Consider the following 17,239-nt stretch of genomic DNA (forward strand, 5'->3'; position numbering starts at 1 on the left):
TTTTTGTTGTATTTTTAAAGTAAGAAAAGTATTTATTTTTAACATTTTAAAATTTGTTTTGTAAGAAAATAAATTGATTTTTGTCAGGTTATTAACTTAAAATAATTTTAAAATGAGATTAAAATTTACGTTTATTTTAACATTGTTGATGTTGATCTGCACGCAGTTTTCTTTTGCACAGGAAAGAACAATATCAGGAGTTGTTACAGATGGAGGTGGAGCGGTTCCGGGAGTCAATGTGATTGTAAAAGGAACCAAAAATGGCACACAAACCGATTTTGATGGAAAATATTCGGTAAAAGCCAAAACAGGAGATGTTTTAATTTTCTCTTACATGGGAATGCAGGATTTTACAGCAACAGTAGGAACCAGTTCTGTTGTAAATGCTAAACTGCAGGAAGCAGGTAAAGAACTGCAAGAAGTTGTTGTTGTGGGTTATGGCGTACAAAAAAAGAAAGAAGTTACAGGTTCAATTTCTAAAATTTCTGGTAATGAAATTGCAAATATAGTTACACCTAGTTTTGAAGGAGCATTAGCAGGAAGAGCTACAGGAGTTCAAATCGTTACTAATAGTGGTATAATAGGTGTTGCTCCAAAAATTAGAATACGAGGGATTGCTTCAATATCTGGAGGTACTGAACCTTTAATTGTTGTAGATGGTATGCCTATAGTTTCTGGAGATATTGGAGGAGTTGCAAATACAAATGGTTTAGCAGATATAAATCCTGCTGATATAGAATCTTATGAAGTTTTAAAAGATGGAGCTTCTACGGCAATCTATGGTTCGCGTGCTGCAAATGGAGTGATTTTAATTACGACAAAAAGCGGTAAAAAAGGAACTATGAAAGTTAACTTTTCAAGTACTTTAGGTATTGCCAGTGCAGCAAAAAAATATGATTTGCTGCAAACTCCTGATTTCTTAGTTATTTCTAATGAGAAAAGAACTAATGCTGGTCAAAGCCCTTGGGCAATAGGTGATACCTATAATACTGACTGGCAAAGTGCTATTTTAAGAAATGCACCACAACTTACCCATAATGTTTCTTTTAGCGGAGGTTCTGACAAAACAAAATATTACTTATCTCTTGGGTTAACTGACCAAGATGGTATTAATAAAGGAAATAACATGAAAAGATATTCGATTAGAGCAAATATTGATCAGGATATTAATAGATGGTTGAGTATTGGAACAAATTTAAGTGTTACTAGAACAGAGTATAATGGTTTAAACACAAATGCAAGCGGTCTTTCTGGTAATATTTTTAATGCTATAAGACAGCAGCCAAATGTTCCTATTTATGATCCAAACAATCCAACAGGTTACAATCTTTCTGAAGATAATACTACTGTTGGTAAATGGGATAATACCGATCCGGTTGGAGATAATATTACAAATATTGTTTATGTTTTAGATCATAATAGATATTATTCAAAAGTAAATAGAACATTGGCGAATATTTTTGCAAATGCAAAAATTACATCTGATTTGACTTATAGATTACAAATAAGTGCAGATAACGCAATTACTGATGGTTTTCAGTATTGGAATCCAATTCATGGAGATGGACGTACTAGTAATGGAATTCTTTATAATGATAATACTGAGTACTTAAGATGGAACTGGCAGAATATTTTGAACTATAAAAAAACATTTGCAGAGAATCATAATATTGGAGTTACGCTTGTCTCTGAATATCAAAAGCAGACTTATAAGAATTTTTGGGGAGAAGGTACAGACCTGATGAGCGATTTCTACAATAAAAATCTTGTAGATAATTCTTATTCAACAAAAGATTCAGGAGGATCGGTTACAGAAAATGGTATTATCTCGTATTTAGGACGTTTTACATATAACTTCAAAGAAAAATACTTTATTCAGGCTTCTATTAGAAGAGATGGTATTTCAAAATTAGACCCTGATACCAGATGGACAAATTTTCCGGGTGTTTCTGCAGGCTGGACAATTTCTAAAGAAGAATTTATGCAGCCTCTAAGCAGTGTAATTACAGATTTGAAACTTAGAGGGTCTTATTCTAAGGTTGGAAATACTGATATTTTGAATGGAGCAAATTATCCGTATTTAGGATTAACAATCAGTTCTCCTTATGCTAAGTTAAATGGTTTAGGTTATTACCAATTTGGTAATGATAAACTTCAATGGGAATCTAGCGCAAAAAGCGATTTTGGAGTTGATTTAGGATTACTGAATAATCGTTTAACAATTGCTTTTGATTATTATAGAAATAATATTGATAAATTAATTTTAGCAGCACCAACAGCACCTTCACTTGGAGTTCCTAACAATACCATTAACAAAAATATTGGAAAGCTTTATAATCAAGGTTACGAGTTTGCGGTTAGTTTTAAGGCATTTAAAAATGAAAAATTCACATGGGATTTATCTTCTAATTTAACATTGTCTAAAAATGTTGTAACGAATGTTTACAATGGTCAAGATATTATTGGAGGATCATCTACAGACACAAATATTGCTCCTAATATTATTATTAGAGAAGGTGAATCATTAAATTCTTTATATGGATTTAGATATTGGGGAGTAAATAAGGCAAATGGTAATCCGGTTTATTATAAAGCAGATGGTTCATTAGTGCAAGGATTAATCGGACAGTCTACTTATGCTGTTTTTGATCCGGCAGATCCAACTAATACCAGTACTCCATCATCTTTAAATTCAGCTACTGATAAAGTTATATTAGGAAAAACACTGCCTACTTATTACGGTTCATTTACTTCTAGCATGAAATATAAAAATCTTGATTTAGGTTTTATGTTCAGATTTAGCGGAGGAAATAAGATTTTTAATGGTACCAGAAGAGAACTAATGAATCAGAATTTTAATAATAACAGTACTGAAATTTTAGGAAGATGGCAGAGCGTTGAAAATCCTGGAGATGGATGGACGCCGAGATTATATGCAAGTTCTAATACATTTACGAATCTTTCAGGAAGTGCAAGTTCGCGATTTGTTGAAAGCGGAAATTTTATTTCTCTTGATAATATAACGTTTGGATATACTCTTCCTAAAGAATTAATGGATAGAATTAAGGTTGATAATTTTAGATTTTTTGTTCAGGCCCAGAATATCTGGTTAATTACTAAATATAAAGGACTGAATCCAGAAATGGAAACATCAGGAGTAGATATTAATGGAACTCCTAGAACAAAAGTGATGTCAATGGGAATTAATGTAAGTTTATAATAGACCTATGAAAAATTTAATAAAATCGATTATAGTTTCTGCACTAGTTTTTGGAATGAATTCCTGTACAGAAGAAAAAATATTGGATTTAAGTCCAATTAATAATATTTCAGAAAAAGATGCTTTTTCAACACCATCATTAATAGAATCTTCAATGAATGGCGTTTACAATGCAGCGGCAATTGGACAATATAATGCTGTTCCTACTTTACCAAATGGAGGTAGAGGTTATATTTGGGGAGCTGCTTTTATTGAGCAGGGAGAATGCCGAGGCGAAGATGCTGTGAACACTGCAACATTCTATCAATTAACTTATACAGCAACTTACGATCCAACTACAGCTAATAATGTTTATTATTGGGTTGATGGTTACAGACTTATTAACAGATGTAACTTAATGATTGAAGGAACAACAGATGCTGTGGCTAAAGGTATTATATCGAAAGAGGTAGGAGATGATTATATAGGTCAGTCCAAATTTTTACGTGCAATCACTCATTTTGAATTGTTAACTTACTTTGCGCGACCTTATAATTATACGCCAAATGCAGATCATTTAGGAATACCTTACAGAGAAATTGGTGTTAATACACAAGGAGAAATTGATTCCGAAACGTTAAAACCTAGAAATACTGTAGCAGAATGTTATGCAAAAATCTTAGCAGACTTAACAGATGCTGAGAATTTAATAACTACTAATTCAATTGCTAAGGCTTCTAAAAATGCGGCAATTGCATTCAAAACAAGAGTTTATCTTCATAAAAGAGATTGGCAGAACGTAATTACTGAAGGAAATAAATTAAATGGTCAATATACTTTAACTGCTAATCCAGGAGAACCTTTTGTTTTAGCTAATAACTTTACGAATTCTGAATCTATTTTTTCAATTCAACATTCTGCCACATCTAATCCTCAAACTAATGGAGCATTAGCAAGTATTTTGAAAAACAGGGGATTGGTAACAATTAGTCCTATAATTTGGCGTGACCCAAGCTGGCTTTCTACTGATAAGAGAAGAGAAGAAGGGAAAATGATTGTAACAGTTGCTGGAAGAAAATATACTAATAAGTATACTGATGTAACAAACTTGTCTGATGCAGCTCCTGTGATTCGATATGCAGAGGTTTTATTAAACATGGCAGAAGCATATGCCCGTATGGGGTCAGATTTGACAGAGTCTTTAAATTTATTAAACAAAGTTAGAAATAGATCTTTGGCAAACCCAGCAGATGAATCATATACGTCAGCAGATTTAAATTCAACACCAGCTTTAGTGAATGCAATATTAAAAGAAAGAAGGATTGAATTTTTAATGGAAGGACGCAGATGGTCTGATATTCATAGATTACAAGGTGATGATATTGCGCCAATTGATGGTATCCCTGCTAAACTTGCTAATGCAGCACCGGCACCGGAACTATTTACATTAGGTACACCATATACAGGTCCTTATGGAGTGCCTGCTATACCAGCCTCAGATTATAAGTTTTTGTGGCCTATACCGCAAATAGAAATGAATACTAATCCGGCATTAGTTCAAAATCCAAATTGGTAGAACTCAAAAATCAACTGTAACCCCTTCAATTATCTTTTAATTGAGGGGGTTATTAATTAATTATGCTTTGTAATTAAAACAAAAACTTCTCAATACTAACAATTTGTTTTTTTTCGTTTATACGTTTTTATCTTTTACCTTTGCTCAACAAATTTTGCCGAAATAATTTTATATAACGCTATCAAATGAGAATATTCATTTTTTTATATCTATTAATTATACCAACATTATTGTTTTCTCAAGAAAAAACTACTTCAAAAGGTAGTTTAGATATGAATACAAAATATTCAAGTATAACAGACACTGTTAAAAAGAAAAAGGCAAAAATTGCTAAAATAGAGCAATATCAAATTATTTCTCTGGAACATGATACTATTAATGCAGATACTTCGCTGACTATAAAAAGTGCCTATAAACAAAACCATCTTAGAAAAGATCTTTTTGGGCTTTTAGAGTTTCCAAATATAGGACAGCCGTTAAATATCCTGCAATATAGTTTAACCAGTTATTCTCCATATCCGGAAATTGGTTTTACTGCCAAGCATTACAATTATATACAAGCTGATGAGATAAGATATTATTCTGTTCCAACACCTTTAACGGAGTTGTTTTTTAATACCACAATAAATAAAGGTCAGAATGTAGATTCGTTTATTACATTAAATACATCTAAGAACCTTAATTTCTCAATTGCTTATAGAGGTCTGCGTTCAGAAGGAGATTACATTAATCAGTTAGTAAGTGCAGGAAATTTTAGATTTACGACAAGTTATGCGACTACAAACCGAAGATATGCCTTGAATGTACATTACACGTATCAGGATAATTTAAACGAAGAGAATGGTGGTATTACAACAGCTGAAGATTTTGAAAGTGGTAGTGCCGATTTTAAAAACCGTCAGCGTCTGCAGGTTTATCTAACAGATGCGAAATCCTTTTTAAAAGGAAGACGTTTGTTTTTTGACCATGCTTTTAGAATAAATCCTAAAGATGGAAATAACAACTTATACATAAACCATCAGTTTAATTACGAAAATAAATTTTTTGAATACAATCAGGCAACTGTTCTTTCTGCTGTTGATGGATTTACAGAGCCGGTAAAACGTTTTGGAGAGTCTTATGTAACAAGCGGTATAAACGATCAGACACATTTTGAAAGACTGTATAATAGAGTTGGAGCTGCTTATGAAAATTCTCTTTTAGGTAAATTCAATTTCTTTGTTGACGATTACCGATCAAACTACAAGTACAACAGAATTTTAATTGATGCTTCTGGAAATGTTATTCCTGATAATTTGTTTTTGCAGATTAATAATTTCGGCGGGCAATATGAATATCAAAAAAATAAATGGAATGGACGTTTTCTATATACAAGATCGATTACAAACCAATCATTATCAGATCTTGACGCTAAATTGCGTTATGATTTAAATGATAAGATACAATTTGATTTTAGATATAGAAATATCAACAAACTGCCTAATAATAATTACAACTTGTACCAAAGCAGTTATGTAGAATACAATTGGTCGAATAACTTTAAAAATGAAAAAATAAATTCATTAGGTGCAAGCATTTCTACACCTTGGGTAAATGCTGAAGCTCAATATACAGTCCTAAAAGATCACTTGTATTTTGTTGATATGGCAACTCCTGCACAAGCAGCACTTAGAACACAAATTGTAAAACCGGCTCAGTACGGAAATGTGATTAATTATTTAGAAATTAAAGCCAGTAGAGAATTTAAATTTGGAAAATTTGCTTTAGACAACACATTATTGTATCAAAAAGTAGATCAGTCAGAGTTGATTTTAAACGTGCCTGATTTTGTAACAAGAAACACATTCTATTACACAAACTACTTTTTCAAAAAAGCGTTATACGCACAAGGAGGAGTTGTATTTAACTATTTTACCAAATATTATGGAAATAGCTACAATCCTGTTATTGGAGAATTTTTTGTGCAGAACACTAAAGAAATTGGTAATTATGCCACTTTTGATGTTTTCATAAATGCACGAATTCGCCAGACACGTTTTTACTTAAAAGCAGAACATTTAAATGCTTTGTTCTCAAGTAGTAATTATTACTCTGCGCCTGATAATCCGTATCGTGATTTTGTTATCAGATTTGGTTTAGTTTGGAATTTCTTCCAATAAAAATCATACAATTATTTAAATACCACATTAAACTTAAATAAAATGGACTTTTCAAATAATATTTTAGAAACAATTGGTAACACACCATTGGTAAAGCTCAACAAAATTGTTGCTGAAATTGATGCGTTAGTATTGGCAAAAGTCGAAACATTTAATCCGGGAAACTCTGTAAAAGACAGAATGGCCGTAAAAATGATTGAAGATGCTGAGGCTGACGGAAGACTTAAACCAGGAGGAACTATAATTGAAGGTACTTCTGGAAATACTGGAATGGGACTGGCACTTGTAGCAATCGTAAAAGGGTACAAATTAATCTGTGTAATCTCAGATAAACAGTCAAAAGAAAAAATGGATATACTTCGTGCTGTTGGAGCAAAAGTTGTAGTTTGCCCTACAGATGTTGAGCCTACAGATCCACGTTCGTATTATTCAGTTTCAAAACGTTTGGCCGAAGAAACGCCAAATTCATGGTATGTAAACCAGTATGATAATATGTCAAATTCGTTGGCACATTATGAGCAGACCGGCCCGGAAATCTGGAAACAGACAGACGGAAAAATTACACATTTTGTTGTAGGGGTTGGAACTGGAGGAACAATTTCTGGAGTTGGAAAATACTTAAAAGAAAAAAATCCAAATATTAAAATCTGGGGAATAGATACTTATGGTTCTGTTTTTAAGAAATACCATGAAACGGGAATTTTTGACGAAAACGAAATTTACTCATACATAACAGAAGGAATTGGAGAAGATATTTTACCTAAAAATGTTGATTTCTCCTTAATTGATGGTTTTACAAAAGTAACCGATAAAGATGCCGCAGTTTATACAAGAAAAATTGCTCTTGAAGAAGCTATTTTTGTTGGTAATTCTGCAGGAGCCTGCATAAAAGGATTACTTCAGTTAAAAGAACACTTTAAACCAGATGATGTTGTTGTTGTTTTATTTCATGATTCAGGAAGCCGTTATGTAGGTAAAATGTTTAATGATGACTGGATGCGTGAACGCGGATTCTTAGAAGAAAATGTCACGAAAGCAGAAGATGTTATTAAAGATCACATCGACAAAGAATTAATTGTTGTTCGTACAGAAGAATTAGTTTCTCATGCCATTGAGCGTATGCGTAAATATAAAATTTCGCAGATTCCGGTTGTTGATATAAACGGTTTTGTTGGTTCTGTAGATGAAACAGATTTGTTTAGAAGTTATGTTGCTGATAAAAACGTAGCCGAAAAACCAATTAAAGAAGTAATGGGAAAACCTTTTCCAATTGTAAAATTAGGAACACCAATCGAAGAAGTATCAAAACTATTTACCAAAGAAAATGATGCAGTTCTTGTTGATTTAGGAAACGGAAACCATCACATTATTACAAAATATGATATTATTGGCTCTATAAAATAGGCTTATAAATAAAACTTTAATCCACAAATCAGATTGAATCGGGTTTGTGGATTTTTTTATTCCTTAAAATAAATTTGTAAGAATAATATTAAATTTATTATTTTTAAATTGTAATTACAATAGTAAAAAAAATGAAAGAAGATTTTCTTCATTATTTATGGAAATTCAGGAAGTTTGATAACCTGAATTTAAAAACAGCACAAAATGAATTAATCACAATTATTAAGCCGGGTGATTATTTAGAACTTTCTGGACCAGATTTTTTTAACGCACACATAAAAATTGGAGATCAAAAGTGGGCAGGAAATGTAGAAATACATTTAAAATCTTCAGATTGGTATCTGCACAATCACGAAAAAGATCCTGCTTATGAAAATGTTATTCTCCATGTGGTTTGGGAGAATGATACAGCAATTTTTAGGGAAAACAACACAGAAATCCCGGTTTTGGTTCTTAAGGATTATGTTTCTCAGGAAATAATAGAAAATTATTATGCACTTGTTTCGCCAAAAACATGGATTTCCTGTGAACGACAATTAAACGAGATTGACGAATTTATATTTAAAAACTGGCAGGAGAGATTGTTTTTTGAACGGTTAGAACGCAAGTCGGCATTTGTTTATGAATTGCTTGAAGAAACAAACCAGGATTGGGAAGCCGTTTTGTTTTGTATGCTGGCAAAAAACTTTGGTTTAAATACAAACGGAAATTCATTTTTACAGATTGCTAAATCAATACCTTTTTCGATTATTAGAAAGGAAAGTTTTGAAGCAGGCAGTCTTGAAGCTTTATTTTTGGGAACTGCAGGTTTGTTAGACGGAGAAAAGGAGGACGTTTATTTTAAAGATCTGAAGTTTAAATATTTTTTTCTTCTTCATAAATACCAACTAGTAAAAACACATGTTGATCCGGTTTTGTTTTTTAAGCTCCGCCCGGATAATTTTCCAACAATAAGACTTTCTCAGCTTGCGGAGATATATCATAAACATCAAAATTTGTTTTCTAAAATAATAGCTTTAAAATCTGCGAAAGAAGTTTATAATCTGCTGAATGTTTCTTCAAGCGAATATTGGAAAAATCATTATCAGTTCGATAAAGAAAGTTCAAAGAAAGCGAAGCCATTATCAAAATCATTTCTGGACTTGATAATTATAAATACTATAATACCAATTCAGTTTGCTTACTCAAATACGATAGGGGAGTCTGTAACAGAAGATTTAATTGATTTTATGGTCGAAGTTGATTCAGAAAAAAATGCCGTTATAGATAAGTTTAATTCATTTGGCATAAAATCAGCAAACGCATTTGAGAGTCAGTCTCTGTTAGAACTTAAAAATGAATACTGTAATAATAAAGCCTGTTTAAAATGCGCTGTTGGAATTGAATTGCTTAAAAACAATTAGATAATTTGTACTTTTGTAATCAGGAATATAAAATCTAAAGCCTAAAATAAAGATGTCAGCAATTTTAAAACTTAAATTCTTTTTCGAAAAATATGGTTTCCATGTTTCATCGAGATTAGCAGATAAATTGGGAATGCGTGTAACAAGTGTTCGATTGTTTTTTATCTACATATCGTTTGTTACCGCCGGGTTAGGATTTGGAGTTTATTTAACTCTGGCCTTTTGGATTAGATTGAAAGATTTAATTCGTTCTAAAAGAACTTCGGTATTTGATTTATAGATTTATATATAAAAAAAACTCCAAATCTTAGATTTGGAGTTTTTTTTTATAAATAAATAGTATTTTATTCTTCAGTTGTAGTATCGTTAAGTCTTGATCTTTTCTTACTGTATCCGAAGTAAACCAGAATACCAATTATAAGCCATCCAAATGATAATAATTGAGCATCTAAACTTAAATTGAAAATTAAGTAAGAATTGATTGCGATTCCAAGAACAGCAATAACTGGTAAAGCAGGAACTTTAAAAGTTCTGTTTAATCCCGGTTGTTTAACTCTTAAAATCCAAACAGCGATACAAACCATTGTAAAGGCAAACAAAGTACCAAAACTTGTCATATCAGCTAATTTGTTGATTGGTGTAAATGCAGCAACAGTTGCGATAATACCTCCTAAAATCATTAAGTTTGTTTTTGGAGTTCCGGAAATAGGATTTACTTTAGAGAAAACTGAAGGAATTAATCCATCTTTAGACATACCTAGGAAGATTCTTGATTGTCCCATGATCATTACCATTAATACAGATATCAAACCTATAGTTGCAGCAACAGTAATAATAGAACCAGCCCAGCCTTGCCCTGCAATATCAAACGCATAAGCTACTGGAGCTTTAATAGCATCAGGGTATTTTCCTAGTGGATTAAAATCTTGGTAATTCATCATTCCTGTTAATACTAATGAAACAAGAATATATAATGTAGTACAAATTAATAAAGAAGCAATGATCGCAAACGGAACATCTTTTTTAGGATTAATAGCTTCTCCGGCTTGTGTAGAAACAGCATCAAAACCAACATAAGCAAAGAAAATTGCAGCAGCTCCTGAAACAATTCCTCCAATACCGTAAGCATTATGAGTCGTTTCTTTTTCTATGATCTGAGTTGCTTCAGGAATAAACGGGCTCCAGTTTGCTGTATTAATAAAGAAAAGACCAGCTATAATTACAAAGATTACTGCAGATACTTTAAGGATTACAATAGCATTATTTGCTTTAGCTGCGCTTTTTGTACCTTTAATTAGTAATGAAATAACTAAAATTACAATCAAGAAAGCAGGAAGATTCATTGAAAATCCTTCACCAGTGTAACTTGCAGGGTCTGTTGTGAGCCATTCAGGAAGTTTAATGTGAAACAATTTAAGTAATTTGTTGAAATATCCTGACCAGGAAACGGCGACTGTCATTGATCCCATTGCATATTCAAGAATAAGTCCCCAGCCGATTATCCATGCAAACATTTCTCCTATAGTACCATAAGCATATGCATAAGCAGATCCTTCAACAGGTAAGATAGAAGCAAATTCAGAATAACAAAGAGCAGCAAAAACACAGGCAATACCTGCAATAATAAACGAAATTGCTAAAGCTGGACCTGCATGGTAATAAGCTCCAGTACCGGTAAGTACAAAAATTCCACCACCGATAATGGCACCAACCCCAATGGCAGTAAGGCTCCATTTTCCAAGGACTCTTTTTAAATCACTTTTTTTCATATCAGCCTCAAAGGCAGATATTGGTTTAACTCTCCAAATTGACATACTATTTTATTGGTTTATTTGTTATTAAGTGCCAAATGTATTGTTTTTTGTAAAAAATAAAAACAATTATCATGTTTTAAGTTATAAAATATTTAATTTTTTGGATGAATAATTATTGGGTTTGCTTTAATAGCTGAGATTCATTAAATTAATTGGTAAGTAATGGATCGAACTTTAACTTTTTGAGAATTGTGTTTTTTATTATTTTTCTTATTAAATGTGTAAATTCTTACGTAATTTGCGCTGTTTTAATTTTTGATTTTTTTATTAATAATGAATTTTCAGGTACTTAACCGTTATTTTAAGTTTACAAATAGACAACAAACAGGGATTTTTCTATTTTTTACTATAATAATTATTTTACAGCTTATTTATTTTTTCTCGGATTTCAGCAAATATGAAAAAATCTCTGCAGAAGAAAAGCAATGGCTTTCAATCCAAAATGAGATAGACGCTCAGAAAAAAAATGAGTTAGAGAATAATCACAAGGTTTATAAATTTAATCCAAATTATATTTCAGACTATAAAGGGTATAAGCTGGGAATGTCGATTCAGGAAATCGACAGATTGTTAGCATTTAGAAAACAAAATAAATATGTCAATTCTGCAGAAGAATTTCAAAATGTAACCCAAATTTCAGATTCATTATTAAATGTGCTTTCACCGCTTTTTAAATTTCCGGACTGGGCGCAAAATAAGAATGAATTCAAAAAAGAAAGAAAAGAATATGTCCCGAAGGTGTTTGAAAAAAAAGAAAGAATTATTTTAACAGATATCAATCAGGCATCTCAAGAAGATTTAATAAAGATATATGGGATAGGAGAGGCGCTTTCTACAAGAATATTGAAACAAAAAGAAACATTAGGAGGTTTTGTTTCTATGGAACAACTAACAGATGTTTGGGGATTATCGCCAGAAGTAATAATAGAATTAAATAATCATTTTAAAGCCGTCTTACCTTCTAACTTTAAAAAGATTCCTATAAATGACGCGTCATTAAAAGAGTTGTCGCAGTTTCCATACTTTAAATATGCATTAGCCAAACAAATTGTAACGTATAGAAGTATGAACGGAAATTTTAATAATATTGAGGATTTGTCAAAAATTAAAGGTTTTCCTGTTGAAAAAGCAAAAATAATTAGTTTATATTTGGAGTTCTAAAAAATTAGTAAAATGAATTTTGAATATAACGAAACGCAGTCAATGATTGCGCAATCTATAAAAGACTTTGCTGAAAAGAATATAAAACCTTATATAATGGAGTGGGATGAGGCGCAGATTTTTCCTGTCGACTTGTTTAAGAAATTAGGTGAAATGGGATTTATGGGGGTTTTAGTACCTGAAGAATATGGAGGTTCAGGATTGGGTTATCACGAATATATTACAGTAGTTGAAGAAATCTCAAAAGTTGATCCTTCAATAGGATTGTCTGTAGCTGCGCATAATTCACTTTGTACAAATCATATTCTAACATTTGGGAACGAAGAACAAAAGAAAAAATATCTGCCAAAACTAGCAACGGCTGAATTTATTGGAGCTTGGGGACTTACAGAGCATAATACAGGCTCTGATGCTGGAGGAATGAATACAACAGCTGTTAAAGATGGAGATTTTTGGATTATTAACGGAGCTAAAAACTTTATTACACACGCTATATCTGGAGATGTAGCTGTTGTAATTGTTAGAACTGGAGAAAAAGGCGACTCAAAAGGAATGACAGCTTTTGTATTAGAGAAAGGTATGGCAGGTTTTTCTTCGGGTAAAAAAGAGAATAAGTTGGGAATGCGCGCGAGTGAAACGGCTGAATTGGTTTTTGACGGCTGTCGTGTGCCAGATGCAAATAGATTAGGAGAAGTCGGTCAGGGATTTGTTCAGGCAATGAAAATTTTAGATGGAGGCCGAATTTCAATTGGAGCCTTATCATTAGGAATTTCAAAAGGAGCTTACGAAGCAGCATTGAAATATTCAAAAGAAAGATATCAGTTTGGTCAGCCAATCAGTAATTTTCAGGGAATTTCTTTTAAATTGGCTGATATGGCTACAGAAATTGAAGCCTCAGAACTGCTTCTGCATAAAGCTGCTTATTTAAAACAGCAACATAAACCAGTAACAACTTCGGGAGCTATGGCAAAAATGTACGCATCAGAAGCTTGTGTGAAAATCGCAAATGAAGCAGTTCAGATACATGGAGGTTATGGTTATACAAAAGATTTTCCGGTAGAGAAATTTTACAGAGACTCTAAATTGTGTACTATTGGAGAAGGAACTACCGAAATTCAGAAACTGGTTATTTCGAGAAACTTATTGAAAGAATAGATTTTGTAAAATAATTTACATTTTATAATTCATAATTCATAATTAATTTTTACATTTGCAGCCTTAACGAGAGGAGGTGTCTATATTATGTTAATTATACCAATTAAAGACGGAGAAAATATCGATAGAGCATTAAAGCGCTATAAGAGAAAATTTGATAAAACAGGAACTGTTCGTCAATTAAGAGCACGTACTGCTTTTATTAAGCCTTCTGTTGTAAAAAGAGCTCAAATTCAAAAAGCTGCTTACATTCAAACTTTGAAAGATAGTTTAGAAAGTTAGTATTTTGCTTTTCAAAAATAATTACCGTTAGTGGTCAAAATGTATTAATTTTGATCCTAACGGTTTTTTATTTTAAAACCTTTTGTAATTTATTGATGATATGAAATCAAATAAGCAGGCATTTCAGGATTATTTACAGTTTGAGAAAAAATATTCTCCTCATACTGTAAATGCTTATTTAAATGATTTGGGTTTTTTTGAAGAGTTTAATAAAGAGCGTTTTGAGCAGGATTCTATTGAGAGAGTAAATTATAGTCAAATCAGGAGCTGGATTGTTTTTTTGGTAGATCAAGGAGTTTCGAATGTTTCTGTAAATCGTAAAATGGCGTCTTTAAAAGCGTTTTATAAATTCCTTTTAAAAATAAAGCAGATAGAGGTAAGTCCAATGCTTAAACATAAGGCGCTCAAGACTCCTAAAATTGTCCAGATTCCGTTTTCAGAAAAAGAAGTAAGTGATTTGATGTTTGGAGTTGAGTCTCCAATTGGCTTTGAGGAGGTTAGGGATAAGCTTATTGTGGATTTGTTTTATACTACAGGAATGCGTCGGGCAGAATTGATAGGTTTAATGTTGAAAAATGTTGATTTGTCTTCGGGTGTTGTGAAGGTTTTGGGTAAAAGGAGTAAAGAGCGTATTGTGCCGCTTCTGCCGATAGTTGCGGATCAAATTAATTTATATATAAAAGAAAGAGAGCAGCTTGATCAGATTGTGGATTCTGAATATTTTTTTATTTCGAAAAAAGGGTTAAAATTAAGCGAATCTTTTGTGTATCGATTAATAAATTGTTACTTTAGTAGGGTCTCTGAAAAGGTAAAGAAGAGTCCGCATGTGCTTCGGCATACTTTTGCGACTCACTTGCTGAATAATGGGGCAGATTTAAATTCAGTTAAGGAATTATTAGGGCATTCGAGTTTGGCGTCTACGCAGGTTTATACTCATAATAGTTTAGCAGAGTTAAAAAAAGTATATTCAGAAGCGCATCCGAGAAATAAATAATAGTTCCAAAAGTTTAACCCTAAAATTATTATTATGAAGGTAGATGTTCATGCAGTTAACTTTACTGTCGACAGAAAATTGGTGGATTTTATTCAAGAAAGAATGGATAAGCTTGAAAAGTATTACGACCGAGTGGTTTCGGCTGATGTTTTTTTAAAAGTTGAAAGAACAAGTGAGAAGGAGAATAAAGCAGTAGAGATTAAGATTAATGTTCCGGGAGATGAGTTTTTGGTTAAAAAGCAGTGTAAAACCTTTGAGGAAGCTGTGGAACTTTCGGCAGAATCGCTAGAACGTTTGCTGGTTAAAAGGAAAGAAAAAATTAGAGCACATATATAATTGAAATTTTTTTTAAAAAATGTTTTGATTAAAAGATAAAATAGCTACATTTGCAGTCCGTTAGAAATAGCGGACTTTTTTAATGTATTCGCCGATGTAGCTCAGCTGGCTAGAGCAGCTGATTTGTAATCAGCAGGTCGTGGGTTCGAGTCCCTCTATCGGCTCAAAATATTTCAAATGCGATTTGAAATTGGTTCTTTAAAATGATGGAATTTTAAAATTAGGGGAGATACTCAAGCGGCCAACGAGGGCAGACTGTAAATCTGCTGTGTGAACTTCGCAGGTTCGAATCCTGCTCTCCCCACAAAAAAAAGAAGTTTAAGATTTCGGATTTTAGATTTTAGGTTTTTAAAAGTCTAAAATCAGAATTCAAAAATCTAAAATCAGAACTCTCTGCCGGTGTAGCTCAGGGGTAGAGTGCTTCCTTGGTAAGGAAGAGGTCTCGGGTTCAAATCCCGACATTGGCTCAAGTAAGTAGGAAATTGAAAATTAATATATAACTAAGATTAAAAATTAAGTAAAATGGCAAAGGAGAATTTTAATCGTTCCAAACCGCACTTAAACATAGGTACAATTGGACACGTAGATCACGGAAAAACTACATTAACTGCTGCAATTACAAAAGTATTGTCAGATGCTGGTTACTGTCAAGCAAAATCGTTTGATCAAATCGATAACGCTCCAGAGGAGAAAGAAAGAGGTATTACTATTAATACATCACACGTAGAGTACGAAACAGCTAACCGTCACTACGCTCACGTTGACTGTCCAGGTCACGCGGATTACGTAAAGAACATGGTTACTGGTGCTGCTCAAATGGACGGTGCTATCTTAGTAGTTGCTGCTACAGATGGTCCAATGCCACAAACTCGTGAGCACATCCTTTTAGGACGTCAGGTTGGTATTCCAAGAATCGTTGTTTTCATGAACAAAGTGGATATGGTTGATGATGCTGAGTTATTAGAGCTTGTTGAAATGGAAATTAGAGATTTATTATCTTTCTACGAATATGATGGAGATAATGGTCCTGTAGTTCAAGGTTCTGCTTTAGGAGGATTAAACAATGATCCAAACTGGGTACCTAAAATTATCGAATTAATGGAAGCTGTTGATAACTGGATCGAAGAGCCAGTACGTGACGTTGCTAAACCATTCTTGATGCCAGTTGAGGACGTATTTACAATTACAGGTCGTGGAACTGTTGCTACAGGTCGTATCGAAACTGGGGTTGCTAACACTGGAGATCCTGTTGAGATCATCGGTATGGGAGCTGAAAAATTAACTTCTACTATTACAGGAGTTGAGATGTTCCGTAAAATCCTTGATAGAGGTGAAGCTGGAGATAACGTAGGTTTATTGTTAAGAGGTATTGATAAAGCTGATATCAAAAGAGGTATGGTTATTATTAAGCCAGGTTCAGTAAAACCACACGCTAAATTCAAAGCTGAGGTTTATATCTTGAAAAAAGAAGAAGGTGGACGTCACACTCCATTCCACAATAACTACCGTCCACAGTTCTACGTACGTACAACTGACGTAACAGGAGTTATTTCTTTACCAGCAGGTGTAGAGATGGTAATGCCAGGTGATAACTTAACTATTGAGGTTGCTTTATTAAGTCCAATCGCTATGAACGTAGGTTTACGTTTCGCTATCCGTGAAGGTGGTAGAACAGTTGGTGCTGGACAAGTTACTGAAATCGTAGAGTAATCTATAATAATAAAAACAAAAGCCAGTTGATGTCTTAACTGAAGTC

Annotated in this window: 13 protein-coding genes and 3 tRNA genes; 15 read left to right on the top strand and 1 reads right to left on the bottom strand. The window is 32.8% G+C overall.

Annotation, left to right across the window (positions count from 1 at the left end):
* Positions 1 to 112 precede the first annotated feature (112 nt).
* The 6 genes from FJOH_RS09995 (at position 113) to FJOH_RS10020 (ending at position 10,021) form a co-directional block, all read left to right on the top strand.
* On the top strand, positions 113 to 3,220 hold the full coding sequence (locus FJOH_RS09995) for a SusC/RagA family TonB-linked outer membrane protein (RefSeq protein ID WP_012024000.1): 3,108 nt from the start codon (positions 113 to 115) through the stop codon (positions 3,218 to 3,220).
* Between the two features lie 7 nt (positions 3,221 to 3,227).
* Positions 3,228 to 4,775: a RagB/SusD family nutrient uptake outer membrane protein gene (locus tag FJOH_RS10000; RefSeq protein ID WP_012024001.1), complete on the top strand. Its 1,548-nt coding sequence runs from the start codon at positions 3,228 to 3,230 to the stop codon at positions 4,773 to 4,775.
* 185 nt (positions 4,776 to 4,960) lie between these two features.
* Positions 4,961 to 6,934 carry a putative porin gene (locus tag FJOH_RS10005; RefSeq protein WP_012024002.1) on the top strand — a complete coding sequence of 658 codons (1,974 nt, stop codon included), beginning with the start codon at positions 4,961 to 4,963 and terminating at the stop codon, positions 6,932 to 6,934.
* A gap of 42 nt (positions 6,935 to 6,976) precedes the next feature.
* Positions 6,977 to 8,338, top strand: a complete 1,362-nt coding sequence (locus tag FJOH_RS10010) for a pyridoxal-phosphate dependent enzyme (RefSeq protein ID WP_012024003.1) — start codon at positions 6,977 to 6,979, stop codon at positions 8,336 to 8,338.
* Between the two features lie 131 nt (positions 8,339 to 8,469).
* Complete coding sequence (locus FJOH_RS10015) at positions 8,470 to 9,741, top strand: DUF2851 family protein (protein ID WP_012024004.1); 1,272 nt, start codon at positions 8,470 to 8,472, stop codon at positions 9,739 to 9,741.
* A gap of 52 nt (positions 9,742 to 9,793) precedes the next feature.
* Positions 9,794 to 10,021 carry a PspC family transcriptional regulator gene (locus tag FJOH_RS10020; RefSeq protein WP_008466940.1) on the top strand — a complete coding sequence of 76 codons (228 nt, stop codon included), beginning with the start codon at positions 9,794 to 9,796 and terminating at the stop codon, positions 10,019 to 10,021.
* A gap of 64 nt (positions 10,022 to 10,085) precedes the next feature.
* On the opposite strand, the gene FJOH_RS10025 is transcribed toward FJOH_RS10020, so the two are convergent.
* On the bottom strand, positions 10,086 to 11,555 hold the full coding sequence (locus FJOH_RS10025; RefSeq protein ID WP_012024005.1) for an APC family permease: 1,470 nt from the start codon (positions 11,553 to 11,555) through the stop codon (positions 10,086 to 10,088).
* Between the two features lie 273 nt (positions 11,556 to 11,828).
* On the opposite strand from FJOH_RS10025, the gene FJOH_RS10030 reads away from it, so the two are divergent.
* From FJOH_RS10030 to tuf, 9 genes are all read left to right on the top strand, one after another.
* The gene (locus tag FJOH_RS10030; RefSeq protein WP_012024006.1) at positions 11,829 to 12,716 is read left to right on the top strand and encodes a ComEA family DNA-binding protein; all 888 of its coding nucleotides are present in this window, start codon (positions 11,829 to 11,831) and stop codon (positions 12,714 to 12,716) included.
* A 12-nt stretch (positions 12,717 to 12,728) separates the two neighbouring features.
* Positions 12,729 to 13,871, top strand: a complete 1,143-nt coding sequence (locus tag FJOH_RS10035) for an acyl-CoA dehydrogenase family protein (protein WP_012024007.1) — start codon at positions 12,729 to 12,731, stop codon at positions 13,869 to 13,871.
* Between the two features lie 87 nt (positions 13,872 to 13,958).
* Entirely contained in the window at positions 13,959 to 14,153 is a 195-nt protein-coding gene (gene rpsU, locus FJOH_RS10040; protein ID WP_012024008.1) for a 30S ribosomal protein S21, read from the top strand.
* A gap of 100 nt (positions 14,154 to 14,253) precedes the next feature.
* Positions 14,254 to 15,147: a tyrosine-type recombinase/integrase gene (locus FJOH_RS10045; RefSeq protein ID WP_012024009.1), complete on the top strand. Its 894-nt coding sequence runs from the start codon at positions 14,254 to 14,256 to the stop codon at positions 15,145 to 15,147.
* A 33-nt stretch (positions 15,148 to 15,180) separates the two neighbouring features.
* On the top strand, positions 15,181 to 15,483 hold the full coding sequence (gene hpf, locus FJOH_RS10050; protein WP_012024010.1) for a ribosome hibernation-promoting factor, HPF/YfiA family: 303 nt from the start codon (positions 15,181 to 15,183) through the stop codon (positions 15,481 to 15,483).
* Between the two features lie 90 nt (positions 15,484 to 15,573).
* Positions 15,574 to 15,647: transfer RNA gene (locus FJOH_RS10055), tRNA-Thr, on the top strand.
* 59 nt (positions 15,648 to 15,706) lie between these two features.
* Positions 15,707 to 15,787, top strand: a tRNA-Tyr gene (locus tag FJOH_RS10060).
* Between the two features lie 91 nt (positions 15,788 to 15,878).
* A tRNA-Thr gene (locus tag FJOH_RS10065) sits at positions 15,879 to 15,950 on the top strand.
* Positions 15,951 to 16,005: 55 nt separating this feature from the next.
* Positions 16,006 to 17,193 (top strand): elongation factor Tu, encoded by a 1,188-nt coding sequence (tuf, locus tag FJOH_RS10070; RefSeq protein ID WP_012024011.1) that lies wholly within the window; start codon positions 16,006 to 16,008, stop codon positions 17,191 to 17,193.
* Positions 17,194 to 17,239: the final 46 nt, after the last annotated feature.

The sequence above is a fragment of the Flavobacterium johnsoniae UW101 genome (genome assembly GCF_000016645.1).
GTDB classification, from domain to species: domain Bacteria; phylum Bacteroidota; class Bacteroidia; order Flavobacteriales; family Flavobacteriaceae; genus Flavobacterium; species Flavobacterium johnsoniae.